Source organism: Pseudoalteromonas sp. SR44-5 (assembly GCF_014163675.1).
Classification (GTDB): Bacteria; Pseudomonadota; Gammaproteobacteria; order Enterobacterales; family Alteromonadaceae; genus Pseudoalteromonas; species Pseudoalteromonas rhizosphaerae.
The window spans coordinates 1-16,726 of the sequence record NZ_JACJDT010000013.1 but is presented as its reverse complement, the minus strand read 5'-3'; the positions used below and the strand labels follow the sequence as shown (position 1 = coordinate 16,726).

Annotated in this window: 14 protein-coding genes; 4 read left to right on the top strand and 10 right to left on the bottom strand. The window is 40.4% G+C overall.

Translation table 11 applies throughout. The annotated features are described in order from the left end of the window. Positions 1–160: 160 nt before the first annotated feature. Complete coding sequence (locus H5154_RS09385; protein WP_404936187.1) at positions 161–3,343, top strand: PDZ domain-containing protein; 3,183 nt, start codon at positions 161–163, stop codon at positions 3,341–3,343. 133 nt (positions 3,344–3,476) lie between these two features. Here H5154_RS09385 and H5154_RS09380 read toward each other — a convergent pair whose 3' ends face one another. From H5154_RS09380 to H5154_RS09365, 4 genes are all read right to left on the bottom strand, one after another. Next, positions 3,477–4,130 carry an NAD-dependent epimerase/dehydratase family protein gene (locus H5154_RS09380; protein ID WP_182718116.1) on the bottom strand — a complete coding sequence of 218 codons (654 nt, stop codon included), beginning with the start codon at positions 4,128–4,130 and terminating at the stop codon, positions 3,477–3,479. Between the two features lie 111 nt (positions 4,131–4,241). Then, the gene (locus H5154_RS09375; RefSeq protein WP_182718115.1) at positions 4,242–4,913 is read right to left on the bottom strand and encodes a hypothetical protein; all 672 of its coding nucleotides are present in this window, start codon (positions 4,911–4,913) and stop codon (positions 4,242–4,244) included. Next, the gene (locus H5154_RS09370) at positions 4,910–5,653 is read right to left on the bottom strand and encodes a hypothetical protein (RefSeq protein ID WP_259398484.1); all 744 of its coding nucleotides are present in this window, start codon (positions 5,651–5,653) and stop codon (positions 4,910–4,912) included. The genes H5154_RS09375 and H5154_RS09370 overlap by 4 nt, the downstream gene beginning before the upstream one ends. A gap of 26 nt (positions 5,654–5,679) precedes the next feature. Continuing rightward, positions 5,680–6,264, bottom strand: coding sequence for a hypothetical protein (locus H5154_RS09365; protein ID WP_182718113.1), 585 nt, complete (start codon positions 6,262–6,264; stop codon positions 5,680–5,682). A gap of 227 nt (positions 6,265–6,491) precedes the next feature. On the opposite strand from H5154_RS09365, the gene H5154_RS09360 reads away from it, so the two are divergent. Further along, the gene (locus tag H5154_RS09360) at positions 6,492–7,208 is read left to right on the top strand and encodes an enoyl-CoA hydratase/isomerase family protein (protein WP_182718112.1); all 717 of its coding nucleotides are present in this window, start codon (positions 6,492–6,494) and stop codon (positions 7,206–7,208) included. A gap of 67 nt (positions 7,209–7,275) precedes the next feature. Further along, positions 7,276–8,262 carry an RDD family protein gene (locus H5154_RS09355; protein WP_149980720.1) on the top strand — a complete coding sequence of 329 codons (987 nt, stop codon included), beginning with the start codon at positions 7,276–7,278 and terminating at the stop codon, positions 8,260–8,262. Positions 8,263–8,347: 85 nt separating this feature from the next. Here H5154_RS09355 and H5154_RS09350 read toward each other — a convergent pair whose 3' ends face one another. The 6 genes from H5154_RS09350 to miaB all read right to left on the bottom strand — a co-directional run bounded on the left by H5154_RS09350 (position 8,348) and on the right by miaB (position 15,140). After that, entirely contained in the window at positions 8,348–9,574 is a 1,227-nt protein-coding gene (locus H5154_RS09350) for a hypothetical protein (RefSeq protein ID WP_182718111.1), read from the bottom strand. Positions 9,575–9,654: 80 nt separating this feature from the next. Continuing rightward, positions 9,655–11,235: an apolipoprotein N-acyltransferase gene (gene lnt / locus H5154_RS09345; protein WP_182718110.1), complete on the bottom strand. Its 1,581-nt coding sequence runs from the start codon at positions 11,233–11,235 to the stop codon at positions 9,655–9,657. Continuing rightward, the gene (gene corC / locus H5154_RS09340; RefSeq protein WP_149980717.1) at positions 11,216–12,097 is read right to left on the bottom strand and encodes a CNNM family magnesium/cobalt transport protein CorC; all 882 of its coding nucleotides are present in this window, start codon (positions 12,095–12,097) and stop codon (positions 11,216–11,218) included. Before corC ends, lnt begins: the two co-directional genes overlap by 20 nt. A 22-nt stretch (positions 12,098–12,119) precedes the next feature. Further along, complete coding sequence (gene ybeY, locus H5154_RS09335) at positions 12,120–12,578, bottom strand: rRNA maturation RNase YbeY (protein ID WP_145240621.1); 459 nt, start codon at positions 12,576–12,578, stop codon at positions 12,120–12,122. Between the two features lie 4 nt (positions 12,579–12,582). Continuing rightward, positions 12,583–13,644 (bottom strand): PhoH family protein, encoded by a 1,062-nt coding sequence (locus H5154_RS09330; protein WP_145240623.1) that lies wholly within the window; start codon positions 13,642–13,644, stop codon positions 12,583–12,585. A 50-nt stretch (positions 13,645–13,694) separates the two neighbouring features. Beyond that, the gene (gene miaB, locus H5154_RS09325) at positions 13,695–15,140 is read right to left on the bottom strand and encodes a tRNA (N6-isopentenyl adenosine(37)-C2)-methylthiotransferase MiaB (protein WP_145240625.1); all 1,446 of its coding nucleotides are present in this window, start codon (positions 15,138–15,140) and stop codon (positions 13,695–13,697) included. Positions 15,141–15,393: 253 nt separating this feature from the next. On the opposite strand from miaB, the gene H5154_RS09320 reads away from it, so the two are divergent. Continuing rightward, positions 15,394–16,563 carry an FAD-dependent oxidoreductase gene (locus H5154_RS09320; protein WP_182718109.1) on the top strand — a complete coding sequence of 390 codons (1,170 nt, stop codon included), beginning with the start codon at positions 15,394–15,396 and terminating at the stop codon, positions 16,561–16,563. Positions 16,564–16,726: the final 163 nt, after the last annotated feature.

Below are 16,726 nucleotides of genomic sequence, written 5' to 3'. Positions count from 1 at the left end.
CAGGTTATTTACACTCTGTTACAGTTATTCGCCGAACAAAGCTGCAATCCATTTTTATGTTGTTATGATGATATAAAATAACAACATAAGGATGGTTAAGTTGAAATTACGTACTTTTTTAACCGCAATAGCGATTGCGGTTGCGCCTACATTCTCACCCATGGCCGCGGCTTATGATACTCAAGATACGCGATTATTGCGTTTCCCTGATATTCATAAAGAGTCGGTTACTTTTGTTTATGCCGGTGATATTTATATAGCAAATATCAAAACGGGTAACAGCACGCGCTTAACAGATCACATTGGTTTTGAAACATTCCCTAAGTTTTCTCCAGATGGGAAAAGGATCGCTTTTTCAGCACAGTACAATGGTAGCCGCCAAATATATGTAATGAATCGCGATGGCAGTGATCTAAAACAGCTGACTTACTATAACGATGTTGGTGTGATGCCGCCTCGTGGTGGCTATGATTATCGTGTCCTTGATTGGACGCCTGATGGTAAACATATAGTGTTTCGAGCAAACCGTACACCTTATGGTAAGCGTGTGGGACGTCCTTACATGGTGCCTGCCGATGGTGGCTTAGAGCAGCCATTGGCCATACCTGAAACGGGTGGCGGCATGTTATCGCCTGATGGTAAGCAATACGTATATACACCAATTGATCGCGAGTTTCGTACCTGGAAGCGCACGCGAGGGGGCCGCGCACAAGATGTATGGATCTATGATTTAGAGCACAACAAGTCTACGCAGTTAACTACCGATAAAGCCACAGATCAGCAGCCTACTTGGGTGCATGATAATATTTATTATGTCTCAGACAGAGCATACACTTTAAACTTATATAAGCATCAAGACGGTAAAGCACCAGTAAAAGTGACCAATCACACGGATTTTGATGTGCTTTGGCCATCGGCAGGCCCAGATGCCATAGTGTATGAGAATGGTGGTTATTTATACCGTTTTGACGATGCAACGCAGCGTGAAGAAAAGCTGACTATTAACGTACAGGGAAATCGTGAATATACCATGCCTTATAGCAAAAATGTGGCTGGCTTTATTGATTCGATGGATGTATCCCATGATGGTAAGCGCGTGGTTTTTAGTGCCCGTGGAGAACTGTTTTCAGTACCCGTTAAAAATGGCCCAACACGCAATTTAAGCCATACTCCTAAAGGGCGTGAAATTGCCGCGTCGTGGTCACCAAATGGCCGTTATATTGCGTATATGAGTGATGAAAGTGGTGAGTACGAAATTTATATCCAAGACCGAGCTAATAACAACAAGGTTAAACAACTGACAACTAATGGCACTATTTGGCGTTTTGACCCTGTTTGGTCTCCGGACAATAAAAAGCTATTGTTTGCAGATCTAAATCACACCTTATGGTGGCTTGATATAAAAACCGGCAAGCAGCATAAAATTGATACCGCCAAGTATGAAGAAGACGGCTTAACTACGTATATTTGGTCACCTAATAGTGAAGATGTTGTATTTGTTAAAAATAACGAAAATCGTTATGCCTCATTATGGCATTACAATTTAAAAGACAAACAAGTTACACGTCTGACCGACGATATGAGCAGTGAACGAAATCCGGCGTTTTCTCATGATGGTCAGCAATTGTATTTTACTTCAGAGCGCGACTTTAACTTAACTTTTAGTAGTTATGAATTTGACTACATGTTTAATAATGCCACGCGAATTTATGCTGTTGCTGTCAATAACAAAATCAAACCGCTGAATACGCCACTGACTGATGAAATAAGTATTGTTGACTCGAAAGCGAATAAAGACGATGACAAGTCAGCTAAACCGCTAAGCACTTATATTGAAAGTGATGGTTTTATGGACCGCGTTGTCGCTCTAAATGCTCCGGCCGGAAATTACAGTGCTTTAACTGCTGTAAAAGATGGCGTATTAACACTCTCTGCGGGTGAGCTAAAATTAATACCTATTGCCGTCGATGGCGAAATTGCCACCGTAGCGAAGGGGGTTAATAGCTATAAAATATCAGCGAATGCGCAGCATATCATTGCTCGCTCAGGTGATAATTACAGTGTAATTAAGCCAGCCGCTGAGCAAGATTTAAAAGCCACCCAGTTAGACTTGCAAAATATGATACTAAAAATTGACCCGCAAACAGAGTGGGCGCAAATGTATCGTGAAGGCTGGCGGACATTACGTGATTGGTTCTACGATGAAAATCACCACGGCCAAGATTGGGATGCTATTTTAAAACGCTACCAACCAATGGCTGATGCAATCGCACATCGCGCCGACCTTGACTATTTGCTAAGCGAAATTGCCGGCGAGATTAACTCCGGGCATATTTATGTCAACTCTGGCGATATGCCAACTGCAACACGTTTACAGCATGGTTTATTAGGCGTAGAAATTAGCGCGCATAAATCCGGTTTTGTAAAAATCGAAAATATCTTTAAAGGCGAAAACTGGCACGAGAACTTCCGCTCACCACTCAACGAGCCGGGCGTTAACGCAAGCGTTGGTGATTATATTGTTGAGGTAAATGGTCGTTCAGTAAAAGATGTGGTTAACTTTTATGAATTACTTGAAAACACCCAAGGTAAATCGGTTGAGTTATTGCTTAGTAAATCCCCGAGCCTGAAAAAAAGTTGGAAGGTAACAGTTAAACCAATCGCAAGTGAAACCGGCTTACGTTATTTACAATGGACGCATAGCCGTGCTGAATATGTAAATAAACTATCCGACGGTCGTATTGGTTATGTACATTTGCCAAACACACATTACGAAGGTAATCGTTCGTTATTTAAAAACTTTTTACCGCAAACTAGCAAAGAAGCAATGGTCATAGATGATCGCTACAATGGCGGTGGTTTTATCCCTGAGCATATGATCACTTGGCTGGCACGTAAACCGCTTAACTACTGGAAGCGTCGTGGCGTTGAGCCAACTAAAACACCACAGTTTGCCCATGATGGACCAAAAGCCATGCTGATCAACGGCTACTCAAGTTCAGGTGGTGACGCACTACCGTATTACTTCCGCCAAGCAGGTTTAGGTAAACTAATTGGCACTCGCACTTGGGGTGGATTAATAGGTATCTCTGGTAATCCAGGGCTTGTGGATGGTGGCTCTGTGATCGCTGCTACCTTTAGAATACTCGATAATGACGGTAACTGGATCATCGAAAATGAAGGCGTAAGCCCAGATATCGAAGTGATTGACCGTCCAGAGCTTATTCAAGCTGGGCAAGATCCGTCGGTTGAGCGTGCCGTACAAGAGCTGTTAAAAGAGCTTAAGGCAAACCCGAAAAAAACCTTGATTGTGCCGCCAGCTCCAACAGAGTTTGGTAAGTAGTAAGGTTAATAGGTATTAAAAACTGAGCCAGCATTTGCTGGCTTTTTTTATAGCTTTTTGCGCTGAAGTTCGTATTTAAATTTGTCGGTCGCCATTTATGGCGAAAAGGAACGTATAAAATACGTACTGAAGTTTAACTGTTAAATAGTTCATCTAATCTAAAATATTCAACACCATCACCTGATTGTTTACTGATATTACACATTTTTAAGGCAACTTGTTTGCCCGTGATAGGGCGATACTTTCTTAAACCAGGTAGCATACATAAAATTGGTAACAATACACTGCCAAGCTTTTCACCAATACGAAATTCGTTATTACGCTCGCCAAGTAATAGCGATGGCTGAATAATACTAATACGCTTAAATGGCAGTTCTTTGACTGTATTTTCAAGTTCACCTTTCATTTGTAAATATGCGTTACCACTATTGGCATTTGCACCACTGGAGGATACTAGCAAATAATGTTTTACTTCGTGTTTTGCAGCAAGTTCAGCGACTTTTAACTGATAATGAAAATCAACTTTACGCTGAGCGGCTATAGAGCCAGCTGCTTTTTTGGTGGTGCCTAAACATGAAAATAATATATCCGCTTTAAAAAACGCAGCGTGTTGAGCTAAATGGTTAAAGTCCACTACATGATTAACGACTTTGTCACTGTTATAACTAATAGGGCGACGCGTTAGGGTGATAACTTTACTGATATGAGTTGCCATAATTAATTCTTCAACTAAGTGGCTGCCCACTAAGCCAGTTGCACCGACAACAATAGCGACTTTATTAAGCATAAGTATCCTCAAGTATTAATTTTATTTGTGAGAACTGGGGGTGATTATAATATCACTCATCAAAAGTCTAATAGTGGCTAAAGTTATAGCTTACTATTAGACTGAGAGCTATTAGATTTCTTTTTTTAACAAGACGATAGGGGATAAAATATGTTTTATCACTTGTTCATATTTACTGTCATCGGTTAAATCTGGAGCATGAAGATCTAGACCAATCTCAAAGTCATAATTTTTTCCATCAGGAATGTAGTACTGTACTGCAAGGCTTATTACCGGCCTAAATTCGACTGACTTTTGAGGTATTGTTACGATATGTTGCTCAACACCATTCCAATTAGCAGTGCCATCAATAACTTTTATTGAGGTTTCTTGCGGCTGAATAACTAACAGAGTATTAATATTTGGATATGCGCTTTTAACGTTATTAAACGTGTATTGCATTGCTGTTTGTATTAGTTCTAAGTTAAGTTTACCTGTTTTTGTGTTGAAAGCACCGCCTTGTTTCATAATAAAACTATCAAAAAATCTTTGTGCCTGCGGATTTAGGTTAGTTAAATTATATTTTTTTGAGAAGTTGACCACGTTATTGTCAAATGCTTCTCGGTATAATACTTTGCTACCGGTATTGGAGGTTGGCAACCATATATAGGCAAGATCGCTATAGGTAGGTGCGTTGACTAATGTGATTGCACTAATCCTCACTTCAGGATCGCTATTATATTGAATCAGTTTACACCCGACTAAATTTAGTAAAGTCATGATGATTAAAAAAAGCTTCATCATTTTTTTGTTTTCCAAGTGTCAATTGTCTTTAGTGCAAATTGTAACGCGTTGTCTAATTTTGTAGGATCTTTAAATAATTTATCAGCATCTTTAACAATAATTTCTTCATCGCTGTTAAATTGTGCAACTAATTCAATACCCCCAGAACCTGTTGTTAACAGTGTATCGTGTTCATCTCTAATACGGATATATAGTCGGCTCCCAGGAACATAACCTTCTTCGTTCTGAAATAACGATACAAATATATCTCCACCATCAGCGCCGCCTTCAAGGTAAGACTCTTCCTGACCATACCATTTTGCCACATGTCCTAATAGAATACTGTTAGTAAATTCTGCTCTAACAGTATCTACGCCCGCAAATACAAACGCACTTATACCTAATTTAGCTTTTGTTTTAGCAAGGGCTTTTTTCCAGATTTCATTACGTAGGTTTTCATTTTCCTGACCTGTAAGAGGGTCGTACAAATTATCAGCATTGTCTAATAACTGATAATAAACATCATAAACCTCGCTGGCATCAACTACTTGAAATCCGCGATCTTCAAGTGCTTTTTTTATAGGTTTTTTATAATGATCTGCCAACTGTTGTTCAAAATAACTGAGCTCTTCTTCAACATAAAAACCACCAATCCCAAGTATCTGATGGTTTGATTTTAGTTGTGCTGTATTCATGTAATTGGGTGAAGAGTTACACCCACTTAATGTTATAAGGATAAAAATAGTATAAATATATCTCATAATAATTCCTGAAAATGAGTGTTAAGTTAAAGTAATTTGATTCCGATTTTAGCGAACGAGGTGAGGGTCAGGTATCTATATTCGCTACCTCCAACTTGCGAACGCCAGTTGATCGTAGTTTTTTTATTATTCAAACCGCTATCAGTATAAAAAATTAGGTATTTTGCCTCGCTTGGCAGAGTAAACTGTGTTTTGTAGTACAGGTTACCATCCAAACCTAAGGTTGTTGGTAAACCATTTTGCCATGCTTCATAGGGTTTTAGGTGTTTAATAATCTGTTTTGACTTATCCAAAAGCAATAACTGAGGATAGACAAGCGTTGCATTTTGAATAAATACGCCATTAGCGTAGCTAAAAACTTGAGCAAAACGACTGTCGCTAGGTTTTTCAATTGCAATAAATGGGCTTTTCGCATCGTTAAAAAGTCTTACAGGCTGCTTTTTCAAATCAAAATGAATAAACTGCTTTGTTTGTTGCGCTACGAATGTAATATCGTTTAAGTTAATACAACATACCGTGCGATTCTTTAATATTGCGAGATCATTTTTAGCCGAATTCGCGCAGCCTGATAACAATAGAAGTAAGAGCAATACAATTGTTAACTTTTTCATAAGTATTTTAATTATTATTAGTATATAGATAGTATCTAATATGCAATAAGACTGAAATATATAAATTGCTAATATGTGACACAATGTAAATGAAATGAAAGGTGATGAATTTAAACTGGTTTATTACAGGCTCAATGGTTTGTAATTAAACAGATAAACTAAACATCGGTCTGCGTTTAAACGAGCAATAATCTTTTTAAAAAACTATAAAATTGAAGAGGGACTTTATGAGTATCATCTCCTTAACCACTCAACATAACGTTGCGGTGTTAACCTTAACAAACGGCGAAAATCGCCAAAATCCACAGTTTGCACATCAACTAAAACAAGCGTTAGCAGAGGTTGTTGAAAACCAAAACCACAAAGCGCTAGTGATCACCTCAAATGATGCTAAGTGTTGGAGTTTAGGCATTGATACTGATTGGTTGTTACCTGCTATGCAAGCAAAAAAGGCCGATGAAATACGTGGTTTTATGTACGATATGGACGATGTATTTAAAACCTTACTGCTTTTTCCTATGCCAGTGATCGCTGCCATTAATGGTCATGCTTTTGGTAACGGTGCAATTTTAGCGTGCGCGTGTGACTTTAGATTTATGCGCGGCGATCGCGGCTTTTTTTGCTTCCCTGAAGTGGATTTATCGATCCCATTTTTACCCGGCATGATTGCTTTTGTGAAAAAAGCGATCCCTTACTATCGCTTTAACGAAATGAAACTGACAGGGCGTCGCGTCTCTGGAGCAGAACTTGCAATTGATCACGTTATAGAAAAAGCCTCAACAGACCAAGATAGCCTATTAGCGGACGCAATGGCGTTTGCCGCTTCATTTGATAAAAAGCGCGGCATTTTTGCTGAGCACAAAAAACGTTTACACAAAGAAATAATTCGTGTGATAAATGAAGAAAATAAACCATTTATAGATAATCTAGCTTTGATGGTTTGAGCTATAGGCTGCTCTCAATAACAATCTAAATAAAGATACCTATTTAATTTTAAGGACAAAGGCGTAAATGAAAGCGAAACAAATAGAACAATTAGCATTAACAGCTGCTGAAACTAAGGAAGTTATTACGCCCTATGCATTTAAAATAGATCAAGCATTATTGGGACTGCCACTTGCTTCACCGACTCGCCGCGCGCTCGCGATGGTAATCGATGTAGCGCTAATTTTTCTCGCGGCTAAGATCAGTGCTGCTGTAATCGCATTTGTAGCTGCAATGGCTTTTTATAAAGGCACAGCGCAAAAATACTTACCAACAATGTCGACTGTTTGGCGAAGAGTATTAAAAATAACTGCTGCCAGTATATTATTTATAAGTTCACTCTCAGTGCTTGCAATCGCAATCGATTTTTTTGAGGATGATACTGCGATTCAAGGGATAAGAATTAAACGCGAAACACCATTAAATGCAGAGGAAAAACAACAGATAAATACTTATTTAATGCAAACAGCACCAAGTCAAAATTGCGATCAGGCTTGTCAAAGCAATGCGCTTGCTAATTTAGTTACTCAAGTGCCACAATTGGCTGAAATAGATGAATCTGATAACGATCAGGTTGCCCGATTATTATTGAAAGTAATGGTTGAAGCTGATGAGCAGACTTCTGCACCTGAAGACGCACCTGTTAAAGCTGCACCTGTGAATAGTATTTTACAGTGGGGCAAAGGAATCATTCAAGATTTAGGTCTTGGCTTTGGTTGGGCTGCTGTATATTTTACATTATTTTCGCTGCTTTGGCGTGGCCAAACACCGGGTAAAAAAGTATGCAATATCCGAGTTGTCGCACTTAGTGGCGAAGATTTAAGTTTATGGGATGCGTTTGGCCGATACGGCGGCTACGGCGCAGGGTTTGCAACTGGGTTACTAGGTTTTTTACAAGTTTATTGGGATCCGAACCGCCAAGCCATTCAAGATAAAATATCAGCAACTGTGGTTATTAAAGGCAGTATAAATCAGCTAATAAATGAAGAGACAGTTAAAGCGATTGTTAAATAGATAGTTAGACTCTAAGTAAGTTTTATAGAAAGGATTAATATACAGAGCATGCCCTACTTATGAAAAATAGGGCATTTAGGGAGGTTCACAGTCCTAAAAACTCTAAATAAGGCATAATAACATCGATATTTGATTTTATGAGTGCGCTAATACCGGCAAAAAACAGCGCGAATAGTGTACACGCTGAAACATAGCTAACATGTTTATAAATCAGACGATAAAACTTGTCCAGAAAGTTCCACATCAAAAATAATGCGCCTATCCAAAACATGGTATCAAGTTTATATAACAGCGCAATTGTGACCACTGCTATTTCACTAATTAAACCGATAAGCTCAGCGCTAAAGCGTAGCCAAGGTTTTTCTTTTAATAAGAAAAAGCTAAGTTGGGAGATCCCTGAAAAATAAGCAAGTGGCAGTAACGTGAGCATACCAAGTTCAAAAGATTGTAGAGGCTGCCTTAGTTCGAGTAAAGGCGCGAACCAATCGGTATAAAATACTAACCAAGCTAATAGAGTTAACGTAAAACTAAGCGCAGTTAAATAAACAGATTGTGCAACGCGTTCATCTTGGCTGCCGACGGTTACTCTACCTGGAGCAACTAATATCATAAAACCAAAAGTTGATAACAAGGCTAATACACTGCAAAACCCAAAGATGCTGTTATCAAATATTAAGGCCAGCGCTGCGAATGTAATAGCTAATGGCCAACCTACCCATTTAGCTTCTTCTTTATCGTCACTAATGCGACTTAGCACCGAATAGCTAACAATGCTGCCTAAAGAGAATCCTGCAACCAGTAGCCAATATTCGTAGTGGAAAAAAATGAGCGAAATGATGGACGCGCCGTAAATCAAAAGTTCGTTGAGTAATGGTGGGAAATACGACATGATTTTGCCAATTAAGGCCAATAATAACAAAGCTGAAATAGCATATAGCGCGGTGGTGAAACTATCAATACGCTGCTCGGTGTCAGATATTGGTGAAGGTTGTTTGCTAATTTGATGGGCATTACCAATCGGTATGTCGGAGGTGTATGTTCCACTGTCTAAGTCAAAATGAAAGTTCGTTTGTGCTTGTTGATGTAAAAAAGTAGATTTTTCAGTAAACACATTCTCTGAAACAGCATTTTCAGCTTTTAACTCTAGTAATAACTGATATTGAGCTTGTAACTCATCCTTGGAACTGACTTCATATTGAGCGGCTAAACCCAAGGAGGGGATAGTAACCATCAATACGAACAGAATAAAATGCCTGACTCTGGCCATGTGCTGTGTAATTGATTGTTTGCATAGGGTGTTAATCCATAACATACGACTTCCTTGTTATTATATTTACGACAATTGATGTAGATGAAATATATCAATTATGTGATTAATTTTAGTGAATATATTTAACGATGATTATCTTTATATTTAAATTTTACGATTAATGCTGCGATTGTAATGCTAAAAATAAATAACCACACAGGCAAGTTACCGTATTGACTATAGATGCTGTCGCCTTGGATTAGCTTGATATTAACTTTAAGGGTGTCGGCTTCAAATTGTGGCATGCTGACTTGAATTTGACTGATTGGGTCGTATACGCCGCTGATGCCATTGTTGGTCACACGAATAAGCGGGCGTTGTAATTCAAGGGCGCGCATACGGGCTATTTGCATGTGCTGGTGGGGGCCGTGGGAGGCACCAAACCAGGCATCATTACTTACAGTAAATAAAATATCCGAATCATTGTGGTAATTACCACGCACTAAATCAGCAAAAGCGATTTCGTAGCAAATGGCCGGTAATATATTTAAGCCATTAGCACGTAAGTTATTTTGAACTTGGTCGCCGCGAGAAAATGATGACATAGGTAAATCAAATAAAGGGGCGATAGGGCGCAATATATCTTCAAATGGCACAAACTCACCAATGGGAAGTAATTGGTGTTTTTGGTAACGGTTTTTACCTAAGTATTGATAATGACCATGTTCGTCACCCTGCTCTTTATTACCAAGTACAATTAATGTGTTGAAGATTGCTTTAGTGTCGCGCTGATAGTCAACAATACCCGTAATGAGTGCGGTATTGTTAAATGAGGCTGCGCTATCTAAGCCTGCTAAATAGCTATCTGCAAGTGCTTCTATTTCAGGCACTGCAGCTTCTGGCCAAACGATTAAGTCGGCATCCCAGTGTGGTCGAGTCATATCTTGGTACTTACTCATTGTGGTCCAAAATTCACTCGGGTCAAAACGCAGATGCTGTTTGATATTACCTTGTACCAGTAAGGCGCTAATCGTTTTATCACTGTAACTGTTATTGCGCGTATAGTGAGTAATAGCGAATAGTAAAGCGATGCTAAGTACAGTGGCTGTTGTGGCTTTAAAGTCTCTAATAAACAGCAGGCGATAGAGCGCAAAACCAATCGCGATACATACAAGGGTTAAGCCAAACTCACCAATTACTGGGGCAAGTAGATTAAGTGGGCTATCGGTTTGAGTATAACCAAAGCTTAGCCAAGGGAAGCCGGTGAGTACCACACCACGTAAGTATTCGGTGACAGCAAAGCCTGAGAGTAATAATAAACCATAGCTACTAGGGCCGCTGGCAAAGCGTGTGGCAAACATAAAGGCTAAAGCGGGGTAGATAGCTAAATAAGCACATAACAGCACCATTAGTAACACTGAGGCTACCAGTGGCATACCGCCGAAGGTGGCAATGGAGACATGCACCCAACTGATACCTGCGCCAAACCAACCGAGGCCAAATATAAAACCATATTTGGCGGCGCGTTTACTGGCTTGTTTGCCATATTGCTGCCCAGACTTATGTGTGTGGGTACTGTATATCGCTAATGCTAAACAGGCGAACGTGAGGGGCCAAATCTCAAAAGGGGCATAACACAAGGTTAAAAAGAGGCCCGCAACCAGTGCGAGCCATGCTTTTTTATCTTTTGCTAAATGCAGGCAGTTAGTCAGAAGTGTCTTCACTGTCGTTATCATCAGCCTTTGGCACTGTAACCTGTAATTGCAATAATCGACGATTATCGGCATTGGTTACTTTAAATTGTAAGCCATCTATATCAATTATTTCACCACGACCAGGCATATGCCCAAAGGCGTGTAAAACAGTACCACCGATGGTATCAGCGTCTTGCGTGCTGTAGCCGGTTTTAAAATATTCGTTAAAATCATCAACAGGAGTAAGTGCTTGAACAACAAACACATGCTTTGCAAGTTGACGAATATCTAGTTGCTCTTCTTCGTCGTGTTCATCTTCAATTTCACCGACGATGAGCTCAAGAATATCTTCTATGGTTACTAAACCTGATACACCGCCGTATTCATCAATTACTAACGCCATATGGTAACGCTGTTGGCGAAACTCATTAAGTAGCGTATCAACACGCTTACTTTCTGGCACAACAACGGCTGGGCGTAAATAATCACGTAATGATGGCAGTAGATCATCTTTATTGAGGATCAGTGGTAATAGATCTTTTGCTAGTAAAATGCCTTCAATGTGGTCTTTATCTTCACACACCACTGGAAAACGTGAATGAGTTGAATCGACCATCATTGGAATGAGTTCTTCTAGCGGCGCTTCCACTTCGAGCGTGATCATTTGTGAGCGCGGGATCATAATATCTCGCACTTTTAACTCTGACACACCGAGCACACCTTCGATCATCTCTTTGGTTTCAGGATCAATGACATCCCGAACTTGCGCATCGGCAATTACTTCAGCCAGCTCTTCTCTATTCTGGGGTTCCCCTTGCAACATTTGGGTAATTCTACCCAACCAGGTCTTGCCAGAAGAACCCTGGCTAGTCTGCGAGTTATCGTCGCTCATTGCGTCTACTTGCTCCGTAAATTTAAATATCGTCCCGATATGGGTCTGCTATGCCTAATTCGGCAAGCAATTGCTTTTCAATGCTTTCCATTTCTGTCGCATCTTCATCCTTTATATGGTCAAATCCAAGTAAATGCAAGCATCCGTGGATCACCATATGGGCAAAATGGTCATGAAATGACTTTTCTTGCTCTATTGATTCAGCTAACACTATGGCTGGGCAAATAACTAAATCACCCACCAAAGGTAGCTCTATACCTGCTGGCGCTTCAAATTCAAACGACAACACATTGGTTGGTTTATCTTTACCACGGTAGTCATTATTGAGTTGTTGGCTTTGCTCTTCATCAGCAATAACAATACTCAGCTCTGATTCATCACGGTATTGACTAAGCACTTTATTAGCCCACAGCGCAAACTGCTCAAGACTAGGCAAGTTATCAAACTCGCAGGCTATTTGTAAATCAAGTTCAGTGTTCACGGCATCACTCTTTAGTCGAAGGTTGCGCTTGCTCTTGGTTTGCGAGCAAGTCTTTAGCACGTTGTTTTTCCGCGCGTTTGAGTCGTTCTGCTTCATCGTTACGTTCGTAGGCTTCAACAATACGTGCCACGACAGGGTGGCGTACCACGTCCTGTGATTGGAAGAAGTTAAAGCTTATTTCGTCTACATCGCTAAGTACTTCAATGGCGTGACGAAGCCCTGAGCGCGCACCACGGGGTAAATCTACTTGGGTAATGTCGCCAGTGATCACTGCTTTTGAATTAAAACCAATTCGGGTTAAGAACATTTTCATTTGTTCAACCGTGGTATTTTGGCTTTCATCTAAAATAATAAAGGCATCGTTAAGTGTGCGACCACGCATAAAGGCAAGTGGAGCGACTTCAATGACATTTTGTTCCATCAGCTTTTCGACTTTTTCAAAGCCGAGCATTTCAAATAAGGCATCGTACAATGGGCGCAGGTATGGGTCGATTTTCTGACTTAAATCACCTGGTAAAAACCCCAGTTTTTCACCGGCTTCAACAGCAGGGCGGGTCAATAAAATACGCCGTATTTCTTGACGCTCTAAAGCATCAACTGCTGCGGCGACAGCTAGGTAGGTTTTACCTGTGCCAGCAGGCCCTATACCAAAGGTGATATCGTGACGAAATATATTCGATACATAATGACCTTGATTGTCGTTACGTGGTTTTATTACGCCACGACGAGTTTTGATCATCACCTCTTTGCCATATTCGTTTAGCTCATCTTGCTCTAATGCATTTGACTCACTAATGGCTAAATGTACGGTATTTGCTTCAATTTCAGTAATAACACCGCGTACTGGCTGAGTTTCGACATATAAGTCTTTGAGGATTTCCATCGCTGCAAACGCGCTGGTGGTTTTACCGGTGATTTTAAAATAGTTATCGCGATGAGTAATTTCAACACCTAAGCGGCGTTCAATGTGTTTGATGTTTTCGTCAAACGGGCCACATAAAGATGAAAGACGTTTGTTGTCGGAGGGTTCTAAATAAATCTCTAATTTTTTTAATTGATTACTCAAAATTGCTTCCTGTTTTGATGTGCCAGCGAGGCTGGCACAGTAAGTTTCGCCTAAGGAACGAAAGTTGCAACACCTAATTCATCAGGGGTGGCTTGCGGCTCTGGTTGTGCTGCTTTACTTAAAATATCAGCAGGAGCAACCGCACGGCGTAAGTTCATTTGGGATTCTGTACGAATTAAGTCACCGCGTAAAGAGTTTGGCAGTGCCTCAGTTATACGTACATCAACAAACTGACCGATCACTGTGTGTGGGCCAATAAAGTTTACTACGCGGTTGTTTTCAGTACGGCCACGTAGCTCCATCGGATTTTTCTTGGATGGACCTTCAACTAGGATGCGTTGTTCAGTATCAAACATTTGACGACTGATCTGTTGCGCCATTTGAGTAATACGGTTTTGTAGTAGGTATAAACGCTCTTTCTTTTCTTGCTCGCTGACATCATCAGGCAAATCAGCCGCAGGCGTACCCGGGCGTGCGCTGTAGATAAAGCTAAAGCTCATATCGAAACCAATATCATTGATAAGGTTCATCGTCGCTTCAAAGTCAGCGGCGCTTTCACCTGGGAAACCAATGATAAAATCTGACGACATACTTAAATTAGGGCGAATTTTACGTAATTTACGAATCGTTGATTTGTACTCAATAGCAGTGTGACCACGTTTCATTAAATTAAGAATACGATCCGAACCGCTTTGTACTGGTAAATGTAAGTGATCGACTAATTCAGGTACGTCGGCATAAGCGTCAATGATGTCTGGTGTAAACTCTACCGGGTGCGACGTGGTGTAGCGAATACGGTCAATCCCGTCGATAGCTGCAACATAACGAATTAAATCTGAGAAGTAACAAATTTCACCATCGTGAGTTTCGCCGCGATAAGCATTTACGTTTTGACCTAGTAGGTTTACTTCACGAACATTTTGCTCTGCAAGTTGAGCAATTTCTAATAATACATCATCAAGCGGGCGGCTGACTTCTTCACCGCGCGTGTAAGGTACTACGCAGAAGGTACAGTATTTAGAGCACCCTTCCATAATAGATACAAATGCAGAAGGACCGTCTGCTTTTGGCTCTGGTAAACGGTCAAACTTTTCAATCTCTGGGAATGAAATATCAACCACAGAGCTGCCTTTGTTACCTTGCACTTGTTTGATCATTTCAGGTAAACGGTGCAATGTTTGAGGGCCAAAAATAACGTCAACAAATGGTGCGCGTTGGCGAATTGAATCGCCTTCTTGTGACGCAACACAGCCACCAACACCGATGATCAGATCGGGTTTGTCATCTTTGAGTAATTTCCAACGGCCTAGTTGATGGAATACTTTTTCCTGCGCTTTTTCGCGAATTGAACAGGTATTGAGTAGGATAACATCTGCATCCCCAGCTTCATCAGTTAACTGGTAGCCGTTGGTTGCATCGAGAAGATCAGCCATTTTCTGAGAGTCGTATTCATTCATCTGACAACCCCAGGTTTTAATATGCAGCTTTTTACTCATTGAAATATAGCCTCGTTTTCAATTCGGTAGTGGCACGGTTGTGCGCTAAACAGGATAAGCGGCACTTTCGCTTACTTAAAGGACGCGTATTTTAGCTGGATACCCGTCTAGATCCAAGTATAGTTTTTATGTTTGTGAATTGAAGTCAAACAAAGTGCGTTTTATGGTTGATTAAGATGAAACTCACTCGCACTTGTAAACAGAAGTACGATACAATCAAGCGCACTGAAAATAACCAAATTAGTGACTAAAAATGATGAAAAACAAGGTTATTGTTGTTGGCGGCGGCATGGTTGGTGCAGCCACAGCAGTTAAACTCGCTAAACAAGGATGCCAAGTAACAGTGATTGAGCAGCAGATAATTGATGCTGATGCTGTATTGGCAAGTGAAAAAGTTGATATTCGTGTATCTGCTATCAATCGTTTTTCAGAAAACTTATTAGATGACTTAGGCGCTATGCCTATTTTACGAGTGCATCGACATGCCCCATATCAACAGCTCGAAGCGTTTGAACGAACGGGCGATAACCTTTTGTTTGATTGTCACGATATTAATACCACTCATTTAGGCCACTTAATTGAAAATAATTTAATTCAAGCGAGTATCTGGCAACAGTTTGCACAGCACAATATCGAAGTGATTGAAACACCTCAATCATTGTCCGCAATTGAGCAAAGCGAACAGCAAGTGACATTGCATTATGGTGAGCAGCAATATACCGCTGATTTAGTTGTTGCTGCAGATGGTGGGCAATCGTTATTACGTCAACAGGCAGGTATTGGTGTTACGGGTTGGCAATATGGTCAGCATTGTATGGGAGTATTAATAAAACTAGACGCTGCGCAACAAGTAAAAACATGGCAGCAGTTTAAGCCCTCAGGTCCGGTAGCTTTTTTACCTATGCAGGCACCATACGCCAATTTAATTTGTTACCACGATGCAAAGCAGTTAAAGCAATGGCAGCAACTCTCAGCAAGCGAATTAAAACAGCAACTGCTTGCACATTTCCCGCCCTTAGCTGGGGACTTTGATATCATAGAGCATGCTGTTTTTCCGTTAGCCCGCCAACATGCCAACAGCTATTCAGATGGCCGTATCGTGCTGGTTGGTGATGCAGCGCATACGATTAATCCGCTCGCTGGGCAAGGGGTTAACTTAGGTTTTCAAGATGTCGTAGCGCTTGCTGATATATTAAAAAATGCAGACGATATAGGTGCTGCACAATATCTTAAACAATATGAGCAAACTAGACGCAAAGCAAATTTGTTAATGATGAGTATGATGGACGCTTGTTATTTTGGTTTTTCTAATCAACTAACTCCATTGCAGTGGGCACGCAGTCAGTTTTTGAAAATGGCAAATAAAACCGGACCGGTAAAGCATTGGGTATTAAAATATGCGATTAGCGGTGAAATCAATTAAGAATTCTCATTTTATTAAAAATATGATTATCATAGCGAATTATACCAATCGTGTTAAGTTACTGACCATTTATAGCGACAGATAAATACAGTGATAACAAGGCGTAAATTTTGACATGTAGTTGTTCTACTTGAAAAAATTATAACGCAGTTAGCGCTTTATT

Bases quoted from the DNA above. Each gene is read 5' to 3' on its own strand.
- H5154_RS09385 (WP_404936187.1), top strand. From the start codon at position 161: ATGGCCGCGGCTTATGATACTCAAGATACGCGATTATTGCGTTTCCCT.
- H5154_RS09380 (WP_182718116.1), bottom strand. From the start codon at position 4,130: ATGCTTAATAAAGTCGCTATTGTTGTCGGTGCAACTGGCTTAGTGGGC.
- H5154_RS09375 (WP_182718115.1), bottom strand. From the start codon at position 4,913: ATGATGAAGCTTTTTTTAATCATCATGACTTTACTAAATTTAGTCGGG.
- H5154_RS09370 (WP_259398484.1), bottom strand. From the start codon at position 5,653: ATGAGATATATTTATACTATTTTTATCCTTATAACATTAAGTGGGTGT.
- H5154_RS09365 (WP_182718113.1), bottom strand. From the start codon at position 6,264: ATGAAAAAGTTAACAATTGTATTGCTCTTACTTCTATTGTTATCAGGC.
- H5154_RS09360 (WP_182718112.1), top strand. From the start codon at position 6,492: ATGAGTATCATCTCCTTAACCACTCAACATAACGTTGCGGTGTTAACC.
- H5154_RS09355 (WP_149980720.1), top strand. From the start codon at position 7,276: ATGAAAGCGAAACAAATAGAACAATTAGCATTAACAGCTGCTGAAACT.
- H5154_RS09350 (WP_182718111.1), bottom strand. From the start codon at position 9,574: ATGTTATGGATTAACACCCTATGCAAACAATCAATTACACAGCACATG.
- corC (WP_149980717.1), bottom strand. From the start codon at position 12,097: ATGAGCGACGATAACTCGCAGACTAGCCAGGGTTCTTCTGGCAAGACC.
- miaB (WP_145240625.1), bottom strand. From the start codon at position 15,140: ATGAGTAAAAAGCTGCATATTAAAACCTGGGGTTGTCAGATGAATGAA.
- H5154_RS09320 (WP_182718109.1), top strand. From the start codon at position 15,394: ATGATGAAAAACAAGGTTATTGTTGTTGGCGGCGGCATGGTTGGTGCA.